The sequence below is a fragment of the Lacrimispora sp. BS-2 genome (assembly GCF_040207125.1).
Lineage (GTDB): Bacteria > Bacillota > Clostridia > Lachnospirales > Lachnospiraceae > Lacrimispora.
This window is the reverse complement of the sequence record NZ_CP157940.1, coordinates 431,187-453,266: the sequence shown is the minus strand read 5'-3', so window position 1 is coordinate 453,266 and position 22,080 is coordinate 431,187. Positions and strand designations below refer to the sequence as shown.

Annotated in this window: 16 protein-coding genes and 1 riboswitch; of the genes, 8 read left to right on the top strand and 8 right to left on the bottom strand. The window is 45.8% G+C overall.

Annotated features, from left to right (window positions below):
• Window positions 1-93 precede the first annotated feature (93 nt).
• The 5 genes from ABFV83_RS02070 to recQ form a co-directional block, all read right to left on the bottom strand.
• Window positions 94-3,267: an SMC family ATPase gene (locus tag ABFV83_RS02070; RefSeq protein ID WP_349947292.1), complete on the bottom strand. Its 3,174-nt coding sequence runs from the start codon at window positions 3,265-3,267 to the stop codon at window positions 94-96.
• A complete protein-coding gene (locus ABFV83_RS02065; protein ID WP_349947291.1) occupies window positions 3,264-4,433 on the bottom strand; it encodes an exonuclease SbcCD subunit D in 1,170 nt (389 codons plus the stop codon). The genes ABFV83_RS02070 and ABFV83_RS02065 overlap by 4 nt, the downstream gene beginning before the upstream one ends.
• 118 nt (window positions 4,434-4,551) lie before the next feature.
• Complete coding sequence (locus ABFV83_RS02060) at window positions 4,552-7,587, bottom strand: AAA domain-containing protein (protein ID WP_349947290.1); 3,036 nt, start codon at window positions 7,585-7,587, stop codon at window positions 4,552-4,554.
• A gap of 357 nt (window positions 7,588-7,944) precedes the next feature.
• On the bottom strand, window positions 7,945-8,847 hold the full coding sequence (locus ABFV83_RS02055; protein ID WP_349947289.1) for a diguanylate cyclase: 903 nt from the start codon (window positions 8,845-8,847) through the stop codon (window positions 7,945-7,947).
• A 232-nt stretch (window positions 8,848-9,079) separates the two neighbouring features.
• The gene (gene recQ / locus ABFV83_RS02050) at window positions 9,080-10,939 is read right to left on the bottom strand and encodes a DNA helicase RecQ (RefSeq protein WP_349947288.1); all 1,860 of its coding nucleotides are present in this window, start codon (window positions 10,937-10,939) and stop codon (window positions 9,080-9,082) included.
• A 363-nt stretch (window positions 10,940-11,302) separates the two neighbouring features.
• On the opposite strand from recQ, the gene ABFV83_RS02045 reads away from it, so the two are divergent.
• The gene (locus ABFV83_RS02045; RefSeq protein WP_349947287.1) at window positions 11,303-12,190 is read left to right on the top strand and encodes a DMT family transporter; all 888 of its coding nucleotides are present in this window, start codon (window positions 11,303-11,305) and stop codon (window positions 12,188-12,190) included.
• A gap of 138 nt (window positions 12,191-12,328) precedes the next feature.
• Window positions 12,329-12,919: an isoprenylcysteine carboxylmethyltransferase family protein gene (locus ABFV83_RS02040; RefSeq protein ID WP_349947286.1), complete on the top strand. Its 591-nt coding sequence runs from the start codon at window positions 12,329-12,331 to the stop codon at window positions 12,917-12,919.
• A 112-nt stretch (window positions 12,920-13,031) separates the two neighbouring features.
• Here the strand turns inward: ABFV83_RS02040 and ABFV83_RS02035 are convergent, their stop codons facing one another.
• The gene (locus ABFV83_RS02035) at window positions 13,032-13,604 is read right to left on the bottom strand and encodes an MgtC/SapB family protein (protein WP_349947285.1); all 573 of its coding nucleotides are present in this window, start codon (window positions 13,602-13,604) and stop codon (window positions 13,032-13,034) included.
• A 285-nt stretch (window positions 13,605-13,889) separates the two neighbouring features.
• Window positions 13,890-13,966: riboswitch (Fluoride riboswitch) on the top strand.
• A gap of 52 nt (window positions 13,967-14,018) precedes the next feature.
• Here ABFV83_RS02035 and ABFV83_RS02030 point away from each other — a divergent pair.
• A complete protein-coding gene (locus ABFV83_RS02030) occupies window positions 14,019-15,233 on the top strand; it encodes a cation:proton antiporter (RefSeq protein WP_349947284.1) in 1,215 nt (404 codons plus the stop codon).
• 351 nt (window positions 15,234-15,584) lie between these two features.
• Here ABFV83_RS02030 and ABFV83_RS02025 read toward each other — a convergent pair whose 3' ends face one another.
• A complete protein-coding gene (locus ABFV83_RS02025) occupies window positions 15,585-16,076 on the bottom strand; it encodes an iron dependent repressor, metal binding and dimerization domain protein (RefSeq protein ID WP_349947283.1) in 492 nt (163 codons plus the stop codon).
• Window positions 16,077-16,487: 411 nt separating this feature from the next.
• Between ABFV83_RS02025 and ABFV83_RS02020 the strand changes: the two genes are divergently transcribed.
• The 5 genes from ABFV83_RS02020 to ABFV83_RS02000 are packed head-to-tail and all read left to right on the top strand — an operon-like array spanning window position 16,488 to window position 20,906.
• On the top strand, window positions 16,488-17,144 hold the full coding sequence (locus ABFV83_RS02020; RefSeq protein WP_349947282.1) for a metal-dependent transcriptional regulator: 657 nt from the start codon (window positions 16,488-16,490) through the stop codon (window positions 17,142-17,144).
• Window positions 17,145-17,172: 28 nt separating this feature from the next.
• Complete coding sequence (locus ABFV83_RS02015) at window positions 17,173-18,111, top strand: zinc ABC transporter substrate-binding protein (RefSeq protein ID WP_349947281.1); 939 nt, start codon at window positions 17,173-17,175, stop codon at window positions 18,109-18,111.
• A gap of 14 nt (window positions 18,112-18,125) precedes the next feature.
• Window positions 18,126-18,878 (top strand): metal ABC transporter ATP-binding protein, encoded by a 753-nt coding sequence (locus tag ABFV83_RS02010; RefSeq protein ID WP_349947280.1) that lies wholly within the window; start codon window positions 18,126-18,128, stop codon window positions 18,876-18,878.
• Window positions 18,878-19,804, top strand: a complete 927-nt coding sequence (locus ABFV83_RS02005) for a metal ABC transporter permease (RefSeq protein WP_349947279.1) — start codon at window positions 18,878-18,880, stop codon at window positions 19,802-19,804. Before ABFV83_RS02010 ends, ABFV83_RS02005 begins: the two co-directional genes overlap by 1 nt.
• Window positions 19,788-20,906, top strand: coding sequence for a metal ABC transporter permease (locus ABFV83_RS02000; RefSeq protein ID WP_349947278.1), 1,119 nt, complete (start codon window positions 19,788-19,790; stop codon window positions 20,904-20,906). Before ABFV83_RS02005 ends, ABFV83_RS02000 begins: the two co-directional genes overlap by 17 nt.
• Before the next feature lie 176 nt (window positions 20,907-21,082).
• Here ABFV83_RS02000 and ABFV83_RS01995 read toward each other — a convergent pair whose 3' ends face one another.
• Entirely contained in the window at window positions 21,083-22,078 is a 996-nt protein-coding gene (locus ABFV83_RS01995) for a helix-turn-helix transcriptional regulator (RefSeq protein ID WP_349947277.1), read from the bottom strand.
• Between the last annotated feature and the right edge of the window lie 2 nt (window positions 22,079-22,080).

Here is a 22,080-nt window from a genome sequence, read left to right as displayed (position 1 = left end):
GGTTTTAATTGTTCAATTGGAACTGTCTCTTTGGTACTTCCTCCTTGGAACTGTCCCATTGGATAAATACGGAAATCTCCCTCTGGCCTTTTGTCAACCGCTGCCGGGAAGGGTATCCATATCCCACAAGATCCTGCTACCCTTTTCCGTCTTTTTCACCACCAGCTTCTTTCCGATCTGTTCCTTTAATTCCGTCACATGGGAAATGATTCCGATCAGCCTTCTCTCCCCTGCCAGCTCCTGTAGGATGCGGACCGATTTAAGCCTGGATTCTTCGTCCAGAGATCCAAAGCCTTCGTCAATGAAAAGAGCATCCATGCTCACATTTCCTGCCGTACTCTGGATGATATCTGCCATGCCAAGGGCCATGGCCAAAGCCGCCATAAAGGATTCTCCGCCGGAAAGTGTCTTTACATCCCTTACTTTGTCCGTTGCCATGGTGTATACATCCAGATCCAGGCCCACCTCACCCTGCTTTCCAAGGGTCTCCAAATCCCTGCACTGAAGCAGGAACTGGCCGTCTGTCATGACATCCAGCCGTTTGTTTGCCGCATGGATCATCTGGTTAAAATACTGCCTTTGGACATAGGTCTGAAAATCCAGGCTGGCAGTACCGGCCATTTTCCCATTGGCAGTCTGGAATAAAGTGTGATAGAGCCGGTACGTTTCTTCCAGCTGTTCTCTCTCCTTCCACAGCCGTCTCAGATTTTCGGCTGCGTGAAAAGCCCTGCTGCCAATCGCTGTGACTCTGGCTTCTTTCGCCTGTAACTGTTTCTGCTCCTCCTTAAGGGTCTCGGCCTGTTCCTTCCACTGCTCCGTTTCTATCCGTTCACGCCCCTTTGTCTGCTCCTCATACTGGCTGTAAACGGTGCGGGCCTTTAAGAGCTCCTTTTCGTAATTCCCGGTTTCCTGCTCCCACTGCTTTAAGGTTTCCGGCGTCTGCCCCGCCCTGCGGTAATCCTCTTCTCCTGAAAATCCCAGGGCATCCAAAGCAGACTGAAAGGCATGATACGCCTGTTCCATGGCAAGCCTCCGCATCTCCCGGTTTTCCTTTTCCGAAGCCAAACGTCCCTTTTCTTCTTTTTCCTTTTCCAAAATGTTCCGGAACCGTTTATCCGCCTGCTCCTCTGCCCTTAAAAGCTCTTCCTTCCTCTTTTTGAAGCGTTCCAGCTCTCTTACAGCTTTCTCTTCCTCAGGATATGGCAGAAGGTTCTTCACGTGATCTGCCTCTGCCAGAACGGCTGCCTTATTCACCTGTTTTAGCTGCCAGTCTTTCATGGCCTTTTCTTTATCAAGCTCCAGCTCCTCAAGTCTGTTCCGGTCCGCTTTTCTTTCTTCCAGAATCCTCTTTAAAAGGCTGTCCGCCTCCAAAGCCTCCTGTTCTTCCTTCTCTGCTTCCTTAAGCAGCACACCGGCACGATTCCTTTCATCAGACATAAGAGCTTTCAGCTGATCCTGATGGAAGGTTGCCTTAAACCACTTTTCTTCCTCCCCTTCCAGCTGCTCCTTCTTCTGGCGGAAGGCTTCTAACGCCTTGACTGCAGCCTGGGCGGTTTGGGAACGCCGTTCCTCTGCCCGGTTTCTGGCCGCCTTTGCCTGTTCCACCTCTTCCTGGGTGACAGCGCCGTCTGTCAATTCCGCTTTCAGGGGATGATGTATGGAACCGCAGACAGGACAGGGGTTCCCCTCTGTCAGCTCTCTGGCCATAATTCCGGCCTGCAATGCCAGAAATTCCTGAAACCTGTCATTGTAATGCCTTTCAGCCTGTTCATATTCTCCCTGGGCCAATAAGGCCGCTTCCTGGCATTTTTCTTTACTTACGCCCGCCGCTTCTTCTTCCCTGACCGCCTTCTCAAGGGTTTCCATGGCCTGCTGCCGCCCCAAAAGTTCTGCCTTCTTCTGCCTGATTTCCGGCAGATTCCCTGCCTTCTTCTCCGCCTGCTCCTGCCTTGTTTCGTTTGCTGACAGCCGGGCCTTTAAACGAGCCAGTTCTGCTTCAATGTTTCGAAGGCATTTCTCCCCTTCCGCTTCCTCCCGTTTCTTTTCAGCAGAAGTCTTTTCTATTGCCTTCCATCGCTGGTAAAGGGGCATGGCTTCCTGCAGCCGGGCAATGAGGACCGACAGTTCCGGCACCTCACCGGCAGAAGCCTCTCTAGTTTCTTTCGCCTCTTTTTCCGCAGAAGAAAGGGCAAGGGTTATGTCCTCCAGCTCTTTTTCAAGCTGCCCGGCTCTCTTTACAGCCTCTTCATATTCTTTCTTTTTATCCACATACTGGGCCTCCGGGCCATTTGCCTTTTCCGCCCGGACGGCTTCCTTTAACCGCTCCGTCAGCTTAAGCCATTGTTCCTTCCTGCCTTCCAAAAGCTCCAGATGAGCCTTTGCCTGCACAAGGCCGTCAAAAAGACGGTTTACCTCCTGGGCCCGGCTCAACTGCCCTTCCACCTGGGAAAGAACCTTTCCTTTATGATGCCGTTCCTCAGAAAGCTTTTGTTCCTTTTCCTTTATCTCTTCCAGGATAGAGCCTAACAGGTTTTGGATCTCTTCCGTCCTTGTTTCCTTAAAAGCTAAAAGCTGCCGCCATGATTCCTTATAAGGACTTTCTTCCAAAAGCTCCACATTTTCAAGCTCATGGAAGCACATTTTTCGGTTGTCTTCCAGGCTGTCATAAAGCTGGCTGTTCTTTTCTTTTAATTTCATCTGGATCCGGCTGTAGATTCCGGTGTTGAAAATCCTGGAAAATATCTCCTTCCGCTCCCTGGAAGATGCATGAAGAAGTCTTAAATAATCTCCCTGGGCAATCATGGCGATCTGTGAGAACTGGTTCTGGTCCACGCCCACGATCTCCTGGATCTTCTGATTAATATCCCGAAGGCTGCCTGCATATTCCGACCCATCGGGCAAAAGAAGGGAGGCCTTTGACGGAACCGGGACAGTAGTATATTCCCCGTTTTTATTCTTTCGTTTGCTGATCCTTGTATAGGCAGGACTTCTGATAATTTCATATACTTCCCCACCCTGGGAAAATTTCAGGGAAACATAGGTTTCCTGGTCTTCTAACCCATACTGGCTTCGCATCATGGAAGGCTCCCGACGCTGTCCGCTGGTTTCCCCGAACAGGGCAAATGCCACCGCATCAAAAACGGTGGTCTTTCCTGCCCCCGTATCTCCGGTAATGAGGAAAATGCCATGGCCGATTTTCTCAAAATCCACGGTTTCCTTTCCCCCATAAGAACCAAAGGCGGACATGGTCAACTGCAATGGCTTCATAATCCCTCTTCCTCCTTTGCTTCCTGCACGATCCGTTCCATGGCCTTTTCTTCCTCTTTTGTCATCTCTCCGCCTCTTACTGTCTTGTAAAACTGCCTGAATGCCTCCAAGGGCCTAAGGACTGGCACCGTTTCTCCCTCTTCCATCCGTTTTTTCCTGGTCCGCTCATTGTCCACCCGAAGCTCCAGCAAATGATCGAAAACCTCTTCCAAACGCTCTCTGACACGGTAAGGATCCTCTTCATCGGTAAGGGTAACGCTGACAAAATCATGGCGGTTTTCTTCGGTCGCCCTTTTAAGGATTTCAGATAAGCTTCCTCTTTCCCGCCTTACATCCTGGATTCCATGAAGAGGGAGAAATTCCAGCTCCGGCTCCTCCCCCTTTTTCCCCAGATTCACCATTGTGATGGATTTTTTATGGTTCTCCTCACTGACGGAATATTTATAGGGTGTCCCACAGTACCGGACCGAAGCCCTGCCTACTTTTTGGGAACCGTGAAGATGGCCAAGGGCCACGTAATCAAATGCAGAAAGAACATCAGCATCTATTCGGTCCAGGCCGCCTGCCATGATGACTGCCTGCTCTGATTCACAGGTTTCCGGGTCTTTATTTCCTCCTGTGTAAAATTGATGGGATAAAAGGACGTTCCGCTCCCCTGTATCAATGGTTTCCCTTTCTAATACAGCCTTTACGGCACTCTCGTATCCATTCGGCTGATTCTCCGGAAAAACCTGCCTTACGTACCCTGGTTTTAAAAAGGGAAGAAAATAGAAATTCACAGGGCCGTTTTCATCCTTCAATACCACCTTTTTTAAGTACTCCTCAGGGCTTTTAGGAGGGAACACGGATAAATGAATGTGGTGCCGTTCCAAAAAGGCCCCTGCATAGGACAGACGTTCCGGAGAATCGTGGTTTCCTGCGATGATCAAAACTGAAATCTGAGGCTTTATCCCGGAAAGAGCTTCCAGAAAATTGCCGAACATGGTGTAGGCCTCCCCGGAAGGAGCCGTTTTATCATAAATATCGCCACAGATCAGGATTGCATCCGGATGATGGACCAACCCATAATCCACGATCTGTTTTAAGACTGCTTCCTGGTTCTCCTTTAAGCTGTAGCCGTTTAACTGCTTTCCGATATGCAGATCAGACAAATGAAAAATTTTCATGTTTCCTCTTTCCTGCCCACGCTTTTTGGCAAAGCTCGTCCCGCTTTACAGCATGCCCCGCACCACTGGGCATCGGACGTGAAGGTATGGCCCCATGGTCTTACCTCACAAGCATTTTTTATCTTAAATGTTTAAAATACTCTTCCAGCACATGTTTTATATAATAATACCGTCTTGCATAAGAGTTCTCCACCCGGATCAGTTCAAATCCATGTTCCCGGCATATGGCCTCTTTCCTCTTATCCCGCTTTTTTACGGACTCATCTGCCAGATGTTCCTTTCCATCCAGCTCAATGGCAAGTACCGGGATCTCTCTGCCGCCGAAATCCTTTTCATACAGGACAAAATCAAACCGCCCGTTATAAAACAGGCCGTCTCCCGTGGTATTTTCTTCAAATACCTGGGATATGGCTACCTCTTTTTTTACCGAGCATTTCCTGTTATCACCCAGTATATTTTCAAGGGCGTGATTTAAGCTGGTCAAAAAGGCTTTTTCTGTTTCCGTGCTGTAAGGCTTTACGCCCAACGCCCGGGAATGGACCTCATCAGGAGTGACTTTACAGTTTCCTCTTGTTTTTACGTATTCCACCAGTTCATATACATCGTCCTTTTCTTCTCCGCTGTGTAGCCTGTCCAGGTTCTTCCTGTCAGATACGATCACAAGCTGTTCCCTTGCCCTTGAAGTGGCTACATTGATCAGCTCCCGGTTGTTCTTAAGCCATTCATAGGTCTTTTCTGAAGTCTGGTCCGTAAGAGCCAGGGAAAACAGGATGATATCCTTTTCATCTCCCTGAAATGCATGGACCGTGCCGCAGCTTACGTCATGGATCCCGTTTTCAGCCAGCATTTCACTAATGCATTCCTTTTGATTGGTAAAGGGCGTTATGATGCCGATTTTCCGGTCCGGATTGGATCTTACATATTCTACGATTTTTTCGGCCTCCCTGGGAGCCGTGTTTTTATAGTCGGTCCTGTTGTCCTGGATATCCATAAAGACCAGGGGATTTTCCGATTGGACCCTGCTTTCTATATTCAGCCGGTTGTTATAATATTTCATGTTGTTGAACTGAATGATCTGCTTGCTGCAGCGGTAATGATGGCGGAGAAGGATCTCGTCACTGACGGAATCATTGGCAAGGAAGGCCTTGTATATGGAATTCTTGCAGTAATCATATTCATCTGGAACCATATACCGTTTCTTTAAGATGTCATTGTCCTTTTTATCCAGAAGGATCACCGGGTTTAACTGCTGGGGATCTCCCACCAGCATTAAATTCTCCCCTCTGATAATAGGAACCAGGGAAAGGGCCGTGTTGCACTGGCTGGCCTCATCCATTACCACCAGATCAAAATAAGGCTCCGGATGTCCGATTTTATGGGAAGAAATGCAGGTTGATGCCACCACGGGGAAAATGCGGAGGAATTTTCTCACATTCTCAGGATTTCCCAGATATTCATTAAACGCCTTCACCTGATCTGCCTTGTCTTTTATCTCCAGAATATTCCAGAGGTCTGCATTTTTAGGTTCTCCCAGCCTTTTTAAATATTTTACGGAGGTAAAATAAAGATATTTTTTAAACTCCTCTTCATCATCCTCCAGAAGAGCCAGAGCCTGTTCCTCGGTCACCTCTCCTATTTTCTGAAGCTTTTCCTTTACGCGCTCCAGCTGGCGCCCCTGAAGATCGGTCTGGAAGGTCAGATGCTTATTTACCGCCATCAGGCATTCAATGGCTTCCTTTTGTTCCCTTAAAGCCAGGATCTCTTCGTGCCGTTTAAGAAGAGCGGTCAGCTGCTTCATGCGGTTTGCCTTATCGTCCCTGTTCTTTTCCAGGGTGTTTTCAAATACCTTCCATTTCTTCACCTGCTCATAAAGTTCCTTTATATAAGAAAGGGCCTCATAAACTTTTTCATCGCTTCCCAGGCGGATTATTGGAAAGGGAATCAGACCGGTTCCTTTGTAGGAAATGGACTGGAGATCCTTTACTACAGTATCAATGGGCTGGTTGTTATAGGAGGTGAGAAGCACAGTTTTTTCGTTAAAAAAGGCCGTAACAATGGTATTGACAATGGAATAGGATTTCCCGGTCCCAGGAGGGCCCTGGACATAGGTCACCGGATATTTTACCCCATTATGGATGGCAAGAAGCTGGTCTAAATTTGCCCGGCGCTGAAGCAGGGTAATGGGATAGTCCTTTCTTCTGTCTGCCTTTGCGGTCAGGTTTCCAAAAAAGGCTTTGACCGGATAGGTTGCCCGGTTTTCCTCAAACATGGTGAGTATGCCGCCGTATTCATAGGTTAGGTCTACTTTCACCTCTGATTCCAGGGCAATGAGATAAGGCCTGTCATCCACTCCCCCGGCGGCACGGCTTTCGTTTATGATCCGGTCTTTTATAAGCTCCTGATTCTTTTCAAAATCCTCCAAAAGCTCATAATCGGAAGGATCCAGAAACTTCCGGATGCTCTGACACTCTCCCCCAATGGTAAACTCCCTGCATATGGTGATCTCCTTTGCCGGTTTCAGCACACGCCGCTTTACATCAAGAAAGAGCCGTTTGTATGCCAGGACATAAAGAGACTCCCGCTGCCTTCCTTTCCCCTTGACTACAATACTGAGCACATTCATGCAAAGCTGGCGCAGCTTCCAGTTTTTCCTATTTCCCGCTCCTGCTGCATCTTCCTGAAAGCGGTTCACGATCTCTTTAAACTGTTGGTCGCTTAAGGGATACTCCTCACTGTTTAAGCATTCGCCGTCCAGATGGCGGATAATAGAATAATCGCTTTGATAGGGTCTTGTGTCCAGGCGGCTGCAATCCGTCAAATAATCCAGTATCTTTAAATTCACAGGGGAGGCAAAAAGATTCCGGTATTTTTCAGGATTTTCATTGATATCCTGAACAAGTATGGGATCTGGTTCATAGTAAGATCCGTCCACCACGGAGGAAGAGAGAATGGAATCCACATAAATGCAAGGAAATTTATCCACCGTAAACAAGGTGAGATGAAAACCCTCTACCTCTAAGGTTTTCTTCTTTGCGTCAATGCCGTGAACAGCGATCCAGTATTTGGTTATTTCTTCCTTTTTATTCCTGTACTCAATGCTCAGCCACTTTCCCTCATGGACTGCTCTGAAAATATTTCTGGCTGTCTGTTCCATAAAAATTCGTCCTTTGCTCTCTGTACCTGTAATCTGTTTTTTCAATCATACCATAATTCTTAAGTACTGAACAGGGAGAGAAAGAAAGAGTACCCTTCTTAAAAAGGCGGCCGCTTGTGGGAACAAGCTGCCGCCTTATATTTTTTCATTCTTTCTCTTGTGTTTTATCTGATTTCAGACGCCACTCCACAATCTTATTCTGTACCTTCTGCATATAAAGAAATACCTCATACCATTACCTTTACACTAATCCGTTTTTCAACCTAAATTCCCAATTCCTAGTATTATTAACCGTTTGAAGGTATTTCCTTCACTCTAGTTAAAAACCGCTCTCCATAGCTCTCATAGGCTAAACAATCAAAACCGCACCCGGTTTCTCCCTTCTTTTTTAGCTTGATACAGGAGACAGTCAGCGTTTTCAAAGAAACCTTCCAGTTGTTCGCATTGATATGGAGCGGCACAGATCGCACTAATACTGGCAGTTATTCTTGTAATTTCATCCGAATTACTCCTTGGCACTTCTAAAGCCTCAATGCTTGAACGTATTTTCTCCGCAATTAATAATACTTTTTCCAGACTGGTTTCCGATATGAGAACAGCAAATTCTTCGCCGCCCCAACGGCACGGTAAGTCAGTGGCCCGATTTAAAGTTTTATTCAAAACCCCTGCCACAGCTTTTAACATAATATCTCCCTGCCTGTGGCCATATGTATCATTGTAATTCTTAAAGTTGTCCAGATCCATCATCAACAGCCCGATGGTGGTCTTTTTCCGCAATGCCCTTTGCCATTCATATTCCATATGATAATCAAACTTACGACGGTTCGCAAGGCCGGTCAATCCATCATAAAAACCAAATTTTTCAATGGTAAGCAGTTGTTCTACGATTTTAATATGGATCTTCACGCGTGCATTCACCAAAACTTTGTTAAAAGGCTTCCGTATATAGTCGACCGCACCTAAACACAGTGCTTTCTCCTCGTCCTGATCGTTATCCAGTCCTGTGATAACGATAATGGGAATACTCTGAGTGGATTGGGTTTCTTTCAGTTCCTTTAGAACATCGAACCCGTTGGTATCCGGCAGCATGATATCAAGCAAGATCAGATGCGGCCGGAATTGTTTGACCATTTGCATTGCTTCTTTGCCAGTGGAGACGACCCTGACATTATATGTATCTTGTAAGGTTTCCATCAACACCTTCTGGCTTACTTTTCCGTCCTCAACAATGAGTATTTTATATACAGTTTCACCTTCCATGATAATCTCCCTGTGCTTTCGCCGAACTAAAATGGCCAGAAACATCCAATGTGCAAATACTCATAAAAATACTGGTGGCAGCCATTTGGATGCCATCCATTTTGATATGTACATTGGCAAAACTTTTGTTTTACAATTTTACCCTGTGACGTTTATATTGTCAAGGTAAGATTATTCTGGATTACACCCCTTTTTCGCAGGAATTACGTAATACATTTCCAGTATATCCGTCTCAGAAATCACCACTCGATTCCTTCACACAGACTAAAAACCGCTCCCCATATTTCTCATACTTAAATTCTCCTACCCCGGACACCGACAACATTTCCTCTTTTGTCTTCGGTTTTACCATGCACATATGTACTAACGTCTTGTCAGAGAAAACAATATAAGGAGGTACTTTTTCCTCTTTGGCAATCTCCATGCGAAGTGCCCGTAAGGTCTCAAACAGCTCTTCATCTGCTTCTGAAAGAACAGAACCGGATATTGCTGACATTTTACGTGTCTTTGATTTCTTCCCTTCCTTTGCCTTCACCGGATGTTCCTGTTCCTTTGCCATTTTCATGACAATCTCCTCACCATCCGCTAAAACTCCCTTTGATTTCCCGGTCAGTTTCACAATGGCATACTCGTCATTTGTGACTGTCAGGAATTCATTTAACATCAAATAATTCATGACCTGTCTCAGCTTGTAAGCAGGCACCTTTGCCAACACTCCATAATAGGCATTCTGATCCATCCGGTAATTCCGAATTTTCGCAGTATTAGCTCCATGAACGGTATCAATAATCACATTTACGCCATACCGCTGCCGGCAAGACTCCACACAACCTATCAGCCCCCTGGCAATATCCGTCACATCCACTGTTTCAAACTGGCTCAGGCAATTGGAACAGTTGCCGCAGTAATTCTCTCCATACTCTCCAAAGTACCGCAGAATGTAGTCCCTGAGACATTCGTTGGTAAAGGAATAAAAGGTCATCTTCTTAAGCCGTTCACGGTCCCGCTCCATGACCATCTGGCGGGTAAGGGAATCCAGCTCCTGATTATCCTGGTTGTTGTCAATAAACATCTGATTGGTCATCACATCCTGGCCGCTGTATAACAAAATGCATTCCCCCGGCTCCCCATCTCTGGAGCACCTGCCAACTTCCTGATAATAGGATTCCAGATTTTTGGGCATGTTGTAATGGATAACAAACCGTACATTGGATTTATCGATTCCCATGCCAAAGGCATTGGTCGCCACCATGATCTGGCTTCTGTCGTAAATAAAGTCATCCTGATTCCTCCGCCGCTCCTCATCGCTTAACCCTGCGTGGTATCTGGTTGCCGAAAAGCCCTCCTGATTCAGCCGGTCACATACCTCTTCCACCAGCTTTCTGGTCAGACAGTAAATAATCCCGCACTGATCCGGGTGACATTCCACGTAGTTCTTTAACGTAGCATACTTATCCTTGGGTGATTGAACGCCCAGATAGAGGTTGGGCCTGTCATATCCTGTAGATACCACGGCAGGCTCCCTGAGCATGAGAATATCAATCACATCTTCACGGACTTCTTTTGTAGCAGTGGCCGTAAATGCGCTGATGACCGGACGTTTGGGAAGCTTATCAATAAAATCCACAATTTTTAAATAGCTGGGCCTGAAATCTTGTCCCCACTGGGATACACAGTGAGCTTCATCCACCGCTACCATGGAAATGTTTGAGTTTAATGCGAAATCCAGAAATTCATCCGTTACAAGACGTTCCGGAGCTACATAAATAATGGGATATCGCCCTTCCCGCGCATAGGCCAGGGCCTTATAATACTGACTTGCAGTCAAAGAACTGTTAAGATATGCGGCATGAATGCCTGCCTGATTGAGAGTTGTCACCTGATCTTTCATGAGGGAGATCAGGGGGGAAATAACCAGTGTAATTCCTTCCATCATGAGAGCCGGTATCTGGAAGCACAGGGATTTTCCTGAACCGGTGGGCATGATCCCGAGGGCGTCTCTTCCTGACAAAATGCTGTCGATAAGAATTTCCTGCCCCTCCCGGAAACTGTCGTAGCCGAAATAGTGCTTTAATGCTTGAAATTTATCCATATAACTTTTGTTTCTTCTCCTTATCCTTTGTTTTTTCAATTAGTTTTATTTTATTATATCATTTGTACTTAAAATATGCCACAGGCTTTCTTGAATTGGGGGATTGTTTTTCCTGCCGTTGGTAACAGATTACGTATGATGGTTATAATTGTGGTTTTGTATATGCAATATTCATGCTTTGATTAAGAAAGGAGGATTGCCGGTGTGGTGCAGATCAGCCGTCTGCATATTATATTTTTAACTTTTTGTCTTAACTTAATGGAAATGCTAAATAACGCTGGATTTTAGCAAACAACCATACTATAATTACTAATACATTTTATTGGATTTTGTATTTTTAATTTACAACATAGGAGAAAAATCTTGAAAACGAATATTGGATTATACCTTGCTCTGCTTTTCGGCGTCTTTTCCCTTTCCACCTCCGCAATTTTCGTGCGCCTGGCAAATGCTCCTTCTGCCATAATAGCGTTTTTCCGGCTATTTTTTGCTTCACTGATCCTTTTGCCATTTTTGTTAAGCAGCAAACAAAATAAGCGCCAACTGCTAACCCTTTCTAAAAAACAATGGGCACTTGGGATTTTGTCAGGGCTGCTTTTATCTGCCCATTATGTGATGTGGTTTGAATCCCTGCGGCATACGTCGGTGGCAAGCTCAACAGTTATTGTAACATTGCAGCCTCTTTTTTCAATTGCAATCGGATATATCTTTTTGAAGGAACGTTTTCACAAGCTGGCAATCGGGGGATGCCTGATTGCCATTATGGGCTGCTTTATGATCGGATGGGGAGATTTTCAAATCAGCTCTCAGGCCCTGTTTGGAGATTTATTAGCGTTATTAGCGGCTGGTGTTATCAGTATCTATTTTTTTATAGGCCAGGCAATGAGAAAGGAATTATCCGCGGTTCCTTATTCCATCATAAGTTATTTAAGCAGTTCCTTGTTTTTAGGATGCTATGCCTTGATTGAGGGTAACTCTTTCATTGGATATCCTCAAGCTGCCTGGATGGCCTTTGGGGGACTGGCACTGATCTCAACCGTTTTTGGACAATTTATTTTTAACTGGCTGTTAAAATGGATTCCTGCAACAATGATATCCATGAGCATATTAGGAGAAACCATAGGTACATGTATTCTGGCCTATTTTATATTAAATGAGGCAATTTCCTTTCAGCAGGGTATGGGGATAACAACGATTCTATTAGGACTGGTACTCTTTTTTATCAGCCCTCAAATACATAAGGATCGATAATATTGATAACCGCTTTTTGGCCTCCATGAGTTCCCAGCACTCTTAAAGTATCCGGCCGATTAAATCAATCTTATTATGATGTTCATTTTGACGTTTCCATGGTATACTTTGTGATATTACATATAAGGCGGTGATAGAATGATTTTTCAGATCAGCATATTTGCGCTAATTACCTGTTTTTACATTGCCTATTTTATGAAGCAAATCCTTCTTCGGAAAAAGGGCATTTACACAAACCGGCTGGCAAAGGGCCGCAAACCTACTAAAACAGCTGTAGTAGAAACGGCTCTTCTTGCAGCGACCTACGGCATTGCAGCTATTCAGTACGTAAGCGTTTTCTTTTCCCGATTCATGCTTTCTCTTTCAATTCCTGCAGGTGTACGATGGGCAGGAATTGTAATTACCGGGGGCGGGGTTATTTTCTTTATACTTGCTATTACCTCCATGCGTGACAGTTGGCGCGCAGGCGTGGACGAAACCCAGAAGACTTCCATTGTCACAAGGGGCATATACAAGGTCAGCAGGAATCCGGCTTTTGTGGGCTTTGATATGTTGTATATTGGATCTGCACTTTCCCTGCCAAATGTGATCATGACCGCTGCCGCGGTCATTGGCATCCTTTTGCTGCATTTTCAGATTTTAGAAGAAGAAAAGTATTTGCCTCGTGCTTTTGGAGATGAATATTTGCGGTACAAGAGCCGCACACCGCGGTACTTTCTGTTTTTCTGAGCCTTACTTAGGGTGATGAAGCCGGACCAGTCCCCAATACAACAATATGCTCCTTTTGTATCTCATGACAAATATATACATTGCTGACTATACGATGACTCTTTTTATTAAACTACAATTCCTCCATATACTTAAGCCCCTCGGCCATGCCAAAAACCTGCAATACGTTCCCCCGGGGCTCTCTTTTTGCAGTTTTCAATGTAATTATGGCAACAATGCCGTCTTCTCCCTTGCCCTTTGCTTTAAATGCCTGCATATCAATAATTTGTATATTCCGGTCTTTGCAGCTTTCCAGAAACAAATTCAAATTAGCCGCAGCATTGAAGTTCATATACAGATTAAAGATTCTTGATGTTGTCAAAAGCCGGTTATCAACTTTTTGGAAAACTGTCATAATCAGGCTGATGGCCAATCCCATAAGCATTGCTCCCTTATAGAACCCGATGCCAACAGCCAGCCCTGCACAGGCAGCCGCCCATAATCCTGCGGCAGTGGTTAAGCCCCGCACCTGATTATTTTTGGTCACTATGATGATCCCTGCTCCTAAGAAGCCGATTCCGCTGATTACCTGCGCGCCCAGCCTTGAGGGATCTGAGCCGCCAAAAGTTTGATAAATATACTGGTTGGTCATCATCACGGCTGCCGATCCCATACATACCAGCATATACGTCCGAAACCCAGTCATCGGCGGCGGAACTCTTGGCGTTTCAAAATACAGCCGCCGGGTGTCCGAATTGTCCGGATTTCCTTTTGATAAACGCCACTTTTTGAGCATTGTGGGTATGGCGTAAAAAATGCTTACAGTAATGTTCAATCACCCACTGTTGCATTGAATCATGCGCAGAAGATGTATAATGAACAGTTTTTAAACAGGGACGTGTGATTTGGATCTAAATAAGATATTTTGAGGATATTAAGTTTATCACCCCCATTCATATATTCCTTGAAATTTACATCCATCTTTGCTATAATAACCCATGGGAATGAAGTTCTCCCTGCGCTGATTAAAGCCGAACCGCTTATTAAGCTGATGACTTCTGCGATTATTTCATTGCAGAAGTGTCGGCTTTTTTGCATTTCTGCACAAAGGAGGATATATATGCTTTTCAGTCTTGCAATGATGGTTCTTTGCGGTATGATATTGAGCGGAACCATGCAGAAACTAAAACTCCCCGGCCTTGTGGGGATGCTTCTCACCGGTATTTTGTTAGGGCCGTATGCGCTGAATTTGATCGCGCCGGAGCTGCTGAATATTTCCGCTGATTTGCGGCAGATTGCCCTGATCGTGATCCTTACAAGGGCAGGACTCGCGCTGGATATTAAGGACTTAAAGAAGGTTGGACGCCCGGCAATCCTTATGTGCTTCATTCCGGCAAGTTTTGAAATAGCCGCCATTACTATTTTTGCACCAATGTTTTTCCCTGTTTCTCATTTAGAAGCAGCTATCATGGGAACCGTGCTGGGGGCGGTTTCACCGGCAGTTATCGTTCCTAAAATGCTAAAGCTGATGGAAAGTGGCTACGGCCGGGCAAAGAGTATACCACAGCTTATTATGGCCGGAGCTTCCGTTGATGACATTTATGTAATTGTCCTTTTTACATCATTTATGGGTATGTACGAAGGAAGCAGCTTTGATGCCATAAGCCTTATAAAAATACCTGTTGCCATTGTGACGGGCTTGCTTGTGGGTATTTTAGTGGGCCTGGCTTTGGTAAAGCTGTTTCAAAAAATCCACATGCGCGATACCGCTAAGATTTTGATTGTATTAAGCACTGCGTTTCTGCTGGTTTCTCTTGAAACAGCCATGAAAGCCTATGTGCCCATGTCCGGCTTGTTGGCTGTCATGGCTTTAGGCGGTACCATCCTGAAGCAGTATGGTATCTTAGCAAAGCGTCTGTCCGGCAAGTTCTCAAAAATCTGGGTGGCCGCGGAATTGATGCTGTTCATATTGGTGGGCACAACGGTGGACATAAGCTATGCGGCAAAGTCCGGATTTATGGCTGTGGTTCTTATCCTTATCGCCCTGCTGATTCGGGTATGCGGTGTATTTGTCTGCCTTGCAAAAACTAAAATAAACACAAGGGAACGCATGTTTTGTGCCATTGCCTACTTGCCAAAAGCAACTGTACAGGCGGCAATCGGGGGGCTTCCTTTGGCGGCAGGAGTTGCAGCAGGTAATACAATTCTGACGGTTGCTGTTTTAGCGATCTTGATCACTGCTCCCCTTGGGGCGATTGGCGTGGATGCAACTTATAAAAGGCTGCTTGTAAGAAATGACGGCCACGCGAAAACCTTTACGCCCGGTAAACAGTAATATAATCGTGCCGGTTGTATGGGGTATTCCTTGATGGTCAATTAAAGACCCCTGCAACTCTGCCACATGCCCCAAACCTGAAAGGGGCATGTGGTTTTTTTGTCTTCAAGGCAGTCTGTAAGCCTATTTAATTCACAGCAAGAACAAAGTTATGTAACACAGTTCACCATAAGTAAAAGTTTTTAAAATGCCTATGAAGTTCTGTGGCAAAAGAAATATAACTCCATTTATCATTTTAACGTTTTTCAATCTTGCCTAATTGTTTAAATACTTGGTCAGACATTAATAAATAAGTAATTCATTCATTTCCTAACTGATTTTTGCTAAAATCCTTTACTTACGGAAGACCATTTATTTATTAGGAAGGATTATCATATCTCTGAAATTCTTAAACTGTTTTTCAATATCCGGATTTTGGATAAAAAACTCCATCAGCACCTTTATTTCCAATACAGTCAGATCTCCCAGCATGTGCTCAACCAATTCTGCTTCTTCCAAAGGACGCGGACTTCTGAGCATGGTAAAAAAACGCTCCAAAGTATTATGACGTTGCAGCAGATAATCGCCGGTTATTCTTCCCTCATCAGTCAGCAGGATATTTTCAAAACTATCGTATCTCAAATATCCAAGCTGAACAAGCTTGGATACCATTTTTGACGCAGACGATGGACGGACGTGCAGCTTCCCTGAAAGTCTGTTTATGCGAGTGCAGTTTTCTTCCAGGCATAATCGATACGCCATTTCAAGATAGTCCTCAAGAGCAGGCGTAAGTCTGCTCTCTTTTTGTTTTTTCAGTTCATATCCCCGGACGGTATGGAATTCCTGAGGCGGAAATTGGCTCATTGTCATTCATCCTCTGTTTTTCAGACTTTATATAGTGTATTCGTAACACTTTCTACTTAGGTCTCATAAATTAGCCAAGGAAAACAGTATTTCCCTCCCCTAACGGATCGGGAAGATGAAAAGATTGATTTCATTTGCAAACCACTTGCATTTTTATATATTTAGGCATATAATATAATAAGATTTAGGTATGCCTAAATTTATATCGAAAACAACACAACAGGAGGAAATTATGAATATTTGTACAAAACGGCTTTTTCGAAGTAAGATACCTGCTTTAACAATAACCGCACTTATCCTGTTGATTGGATGGATTGGGAAAATTTTAGCGGTTTAAAAGAACACTCTTTAAACAATATCTTTACCCACGCCAATGGCGGGGTTTATATGCCTAAAACGGAGGAAGATAAAATGACACCAAATAAAGAAGATTATTTAAAAGCCATTTATAAACTGGGAGGCATGGAAGAACTGGTAAACAATAAGCAGATTGCGGAAACTTTGCAGATCGCTCCTGCTTCTGTGACAGAAATGCTGGGAAAGCTGAAGCGGGAAGGGCTGATCCATTATGAGCCTTATAAAGGCTCGTGCCTGACGCCTGAGGGAATTCAGGTTGCCATTTCGCTGGTAAGGGGCCACCGGCTCTGGGAGGTTTTTCTGATGCGCCATCTTGGCTACTCCTGGAGTGAGGCACATGAAGACGCGGAACTGCTGGAACATATTACACCGCCACGCCTGACAGCCCGGTTGGATCAGTTTCTGAATTACCCTGCCTATTGCCCCCACGGCAGCGCAATTCCCCAGCCTGACGGCCAAATCGACCGCGCTCAGCTGCTGACCTTGAACCTGCTTCCTATGGGAACAGCTTCCCATATACGGCGTGTAAAGGAAGAAAAGGAACTGCTGGACTATCTGCAGGAAAGCGGAATCACCATTGGTTGCTCTGTCCGCATTATTGATGCAGCAGCATATGAAGGCCCGCTGACGCTTGATCTGGAAGGCAGGCATGTTCAAATCAGTTATAAGGCCGCCTGTCAAATCTATGTAGACGAAATCCAAGGGATTTGACACCAAATATATTTTTAGGAGGTTTCCCATGAATCAAAAAACCAAAGGCCTTCTTGGCATGATCCTGAGTTTCACATTATTACTTACGGGCTGCTCTGCTCCGCCGGTAAACACAGACTCTTCAAAAGATAAATTAAATATTGTAGCCACCACCACCATGCTGGCTGATCTGACTGCAGTCATAGGCGGAGAACGGGTTACAGTAAACGGCCTTATGGGGCCAGGTATTGACCCGCACTTGTATCAAGCCAGTGCCGGAGATGTTTCCCTGATGCAGAAAGCGGATGTGGTGGTATATAACGGCCTGCATCTGGAAGGAAAAATGGGAGAAATATTTGAAAATCTCTCCAGTCAGGGACCTGCCGTCATCTGCATTGAAAAGGGCTTAGACGAATCCATGCTTCTTGCATGGGAGAATGACAATTCCATCCACGATCCTCATATCTGGTTCGATGTTTCCTTATGGAAGGATGCAGCTAAAACCGTTGCAAAGGGATTAGCAGAATCCGATCCCACTGGAAAGGCAGACTATGAAGCAAATCTGGACGCCTATTTAAAAGAACTTGATGAGACGGATGCGTACATTCGCAGCCGGGCTGCTGAGCTGCCGGAGTCACAGCGCGTACTGGTAACCGCTCACGATGCATTTCAATACTTTGGTAAAGCCTACGGATTTGAGGTACGGGGCCTGCAGGGCATCAGCACCGATGCAGAAGCAGGCACAGCCGATGTAAGTGATCTGGCTAATTTTATAGTGGAACGGCAGATTAAGGCGATTTTCGTAGAATCTTCCGTGCCGCCAAAAACCATTGAAGCGCTGCAGGCTGCGGTAAAAGCGAAGGGCTTTGATGTTTCCATCGGCGGGGAACTTTATTCTGACTCCCTGGGCGATGCCGAGTCTGAAGCCGATACTTATGTCCTGACCGTTAAAGCAAATATTGACACGATTGTGGATGCCTTAAAGTGACAGGAGGGAATCATATGGAAAGACAACAAAACTATGCGGTGGAGGTAGAAGATTTAACCGTAGCCTATGACGCCAAGCCTGTCCTTTGGGATATTGACTTAAAAATCCCAAAGGGAAAGCTGATGGCGGTGGTCGGTCCAAATGGAGCCGGTAAAACTACTTTAATCAAAGCCATGCTGGGGCTCTTAAAGCCTGTCACCGGAGCCGTCCGGTTTCTGGACGGTAATGAAGATATACGTACCTTGAAAAACCGCATCGGCTATGTACCTCAAAGCGGCAGCGTGGACTGGGATTTCCCGGCCACAGTACAGGATGTGGTGCTGATGGGCTGCTACGGCAAGCTAGGCTGGATCCGCCGTCCCCGTAAATCGGATGTGGAGCTGGCAAAACAAATGTTGGCAAAGGTAGGCATGCAGGAGTATGCTTCCCGCCAGATCAGCCAGCTCTCCGGCGGCCAGCAGCAGCGGGTTTTCCTGGCCCGCGCCCTGGCACAGGAAGCAGAGGTCTACTTTATGGATGAACCCTTCAAGGGGGTAGACGCTCAGACGGAACGGGCGATCGTAGCACTGTTAAAAGAACTGAAGGAGCAGAATAAAACCGTGGTGGTGGTCCATCACGATCTGCAAACGGTACCCGATTACTTTGACTGGGTTACCCTGATCAATCTGCGCGTGGTTGCCTGTGGGCCTGTGGAGGAAGTGTTCCACGAAGACAACCTGAAAAAGACCTACCACAGCTCCGGTGCGCTGCTAAGGGGTGTGATGTGATGTTTAACAGTATTATTTCGTTATTTTCCGATTATACATTTCAGACAGTGGCTCTTGGTTCCGCCCTCCTAGGCCTGATCAGCGGAGTGCTCGGCAGCTTTGCAGTGCTTCGCAGACAGAGCCTTCTGGGAGACGGAGTATCCCACGCTGCCCTCCCCGGCGTGGTAATGGCCTTTGTCCTGACAGGCAGTAAAAATACAGAAGTTCTCCTGCTAGGCGCCCTTATTTCCGGTTTGCTGGCAACGCTGTTCATTGTCAGTATTGTGCGGCATACCCGGGTAAAGTTTGACAGTGCTCTGGCTCTGGTGATGTCGGTATTCTTTGGACTGGGCCTGGTGCTGCTCACCTACGTCCAGAAGATTCCAAATTCCAATCAGGCTGGGCTTAAACGCTTTATCTTCGGGCAGGCGTCCACGCTTTTAAAGCGGGATATCATTCTGATGGTAATTTGCGGCCTTATATTGTTTGCACTGGTGCTGCTGTTCTGGAAGGAATTTAAGCTTTTCACTTTTGACAGCGACTTTGCCCAAAGTCTTGGCTTTTCCCCAAAGAAACTGAATCTCCTGCTGTCATTTATGATCGTGCTGGCAATCATTATCGGATTGCAGACGGTAGGCGTTATCCTCATGAGCGCCATGCTGATTACTCCTGCGGTTGCCGCACGCCAGTGGACCAATAAGCTATGGGGCATGGTGACGCTCTCAGCACTTTTCGGAGCCGTGTCCGGCATCTTAGGAACGGCAGCCAGTTCTCTCGTTCCAAAGCTGCCCACAGGCCCGGCTATCGTGGTCTGCGTTAGCGCCATCGTGACCATCAGCGTTCTGTTTGCCCCTGGGCGCGGTGTTTTGCACAGAGTATATCAACGCAGAAAAAATAAAGTTTTATATAAGTTTGAAGGAGGTGTATCGGATGGCACCGCAAATTGAAATTCAAATCATAGCCGTTATTGTAGCTGTGGCCTGTGCTCTCCCCGGAACCTTTCTGGTACTTCGTAAAATGTCAATGATGTCGGATTCCATTACCCATACGATTCTATTGGGAATTGTGCTCGCTTTTTTCGTCACCCACGATCTTTCCTCGCCTTTGCTGATTATGGGAGCCGCACTGATGGGGGTGGTGACCGTATGGCTGACGGAGCTTCTGAGCCGGACACGGCTGCTGGCGGAGGACGCTGCCATCGGCGTGGTGTTCCCCCTGCTCTTTTCTATAGCCATTATCCTGATTACCCGTTATGCCGGCTCGGTACACTTGGATACTGACTCAGTACTATTGGGAGAGCTGGCTTTTGCTCCTTTTGACCGTATGGTCATAGGCGGCGTGGATATAGGCGCAAAAGCGATTTACACAACAGGAATTCTGCTGCTGATCAATCTGGCGGCAATCATCGTTTTCTTTAAAGAACTAAAGATAGCAACCTTTGATCCCATGCTGGCCGCCGTGCTGGGTTTTTCCCCTGCATTGGTGCATTACGGGCTGATGGCACTGGTATCCCTTACCACAGTCGGGGCATTTCAGGCGGTAGGATCTGTATTGGTGGTAGCCTTTATGATCGGTCCTCCAGTGACGGCTTACCTGCTGACAGATGATCTAAAATGGATGCTGATTTTAAGCGGGATCATTGGAGCAGTCAACGGAATTCTGGGGTATCAGGCGGCAGCGCTGCTGGATGTTTCCATTGCGGGCAGCATGGCTGTTGTAACTGGATTGGTCTTCTTCCTTGTGTTTGTTTTTGCGCCTCGCAGAGGACTGATCCGTTCACTTCTCAGGCGGAGGAATCAAAAACTGGAGTTTGCTAAAGCGACGCTTTTATTTCATCTTTCTAATCATGAGAACAGTGCAGAAGAAAATGCGGAAGCAGGCGTTGATACCATAAAGACGCATCTGCACTGGACTGGTGAGTTTACTTCGAAAATCATCAGATCTTTAGAACGGGAGGACTGTGTTCAGCTATCCGGTGGTTTGGTAAAATTGACGCCGGAAGGACGGTATGCCATTATGCGTAACTATATCACGCTTTTCTCACCATAATATTTAGAAAAATCCAGACCCTATCCTTAGAGCTGACCTCCAATCGTTAGATTTTTTAGGTCTGACTTTTGGTGATCACATCAAACAGGAAGGGTCTGGATTTTTAATAGTTGTTTTTGATATTTAAACATAAAAGCTGCTGGGATGTAGATTTACCTGAAACATATTTCACTCGGTTAATTATGCATTTTCTTAGCTTTCAATGCAGCAGCTGACGCCTGCACTGCCACATACATGATTCCTGCGCAAGGCCAGATGATCCATGTCCTGCTCCAATTTCCCGTATAAAAACTGATGCCGAGATACACTGCGGTAATGGTACACCAATAGATTGCATGCAGGTGTTCTGTCCGCTTCTTTTCCAGTTTTTTCTCTGCCGTATAATCTCCCTCTTGCAGCAGCATCTGGAAACAGCCCTTTTTTTCTCCTGCTATTACGAACAAAAATACAGCACAGGCTACTATGATCAGCAGGAAATCAATGCATATTACATAGACAAGGTTTGAACTGCTTAACGCAATCGCTGTCATCAATGGCAAAGCGCAGATAATACACAGGAAAACACCTGCCACATTACTGATTCTATAGGTTCCTTCATACTCTGCCATCCTTTTCCGGACTATCCCTTCCACTCCATATTCCAGGCGAAAACCTTCTTTCTCTAAATATTTGTAAGATTCCATTTTCATTCCATACATTACAAAAAACACTGTGGCAATTCCAACAATCAGAAGCAATATAGCCACTCCAAATCCTCCCGCCATGTTTTCACTGATGTTTACATCTTTTAATTCTGATAATCCTCCCAGAAAAATCAGCACGACAGGAGACAAAATATAAGCCGCTATACCCGAAGCCACTTTTTTCGCTCCGCGGACCTTGGTCTCCATGAAATTGTTGGCCATTTCAAGAGTAACCGTGTTTTGTACCTCATCGCAATCAGAATCCATGGTAATAGATGCCGGAGCGGTCTCCATCTCTTCCTTTAATAAATAATCCGTGCTGACATCAAATACCTGACTAAGTTTTAAAATTCGTTCTAAATCAGGAATTGAAGTTCCTGACTCCCACTTGGATACGGACTGCCTTGATACGCCCATCTGGTAAGCCAGTTCCTCCTGGGACCATCCAGCCTTCTTTCGCAATGCAATAATTTTTTCTGCTAATATCACAA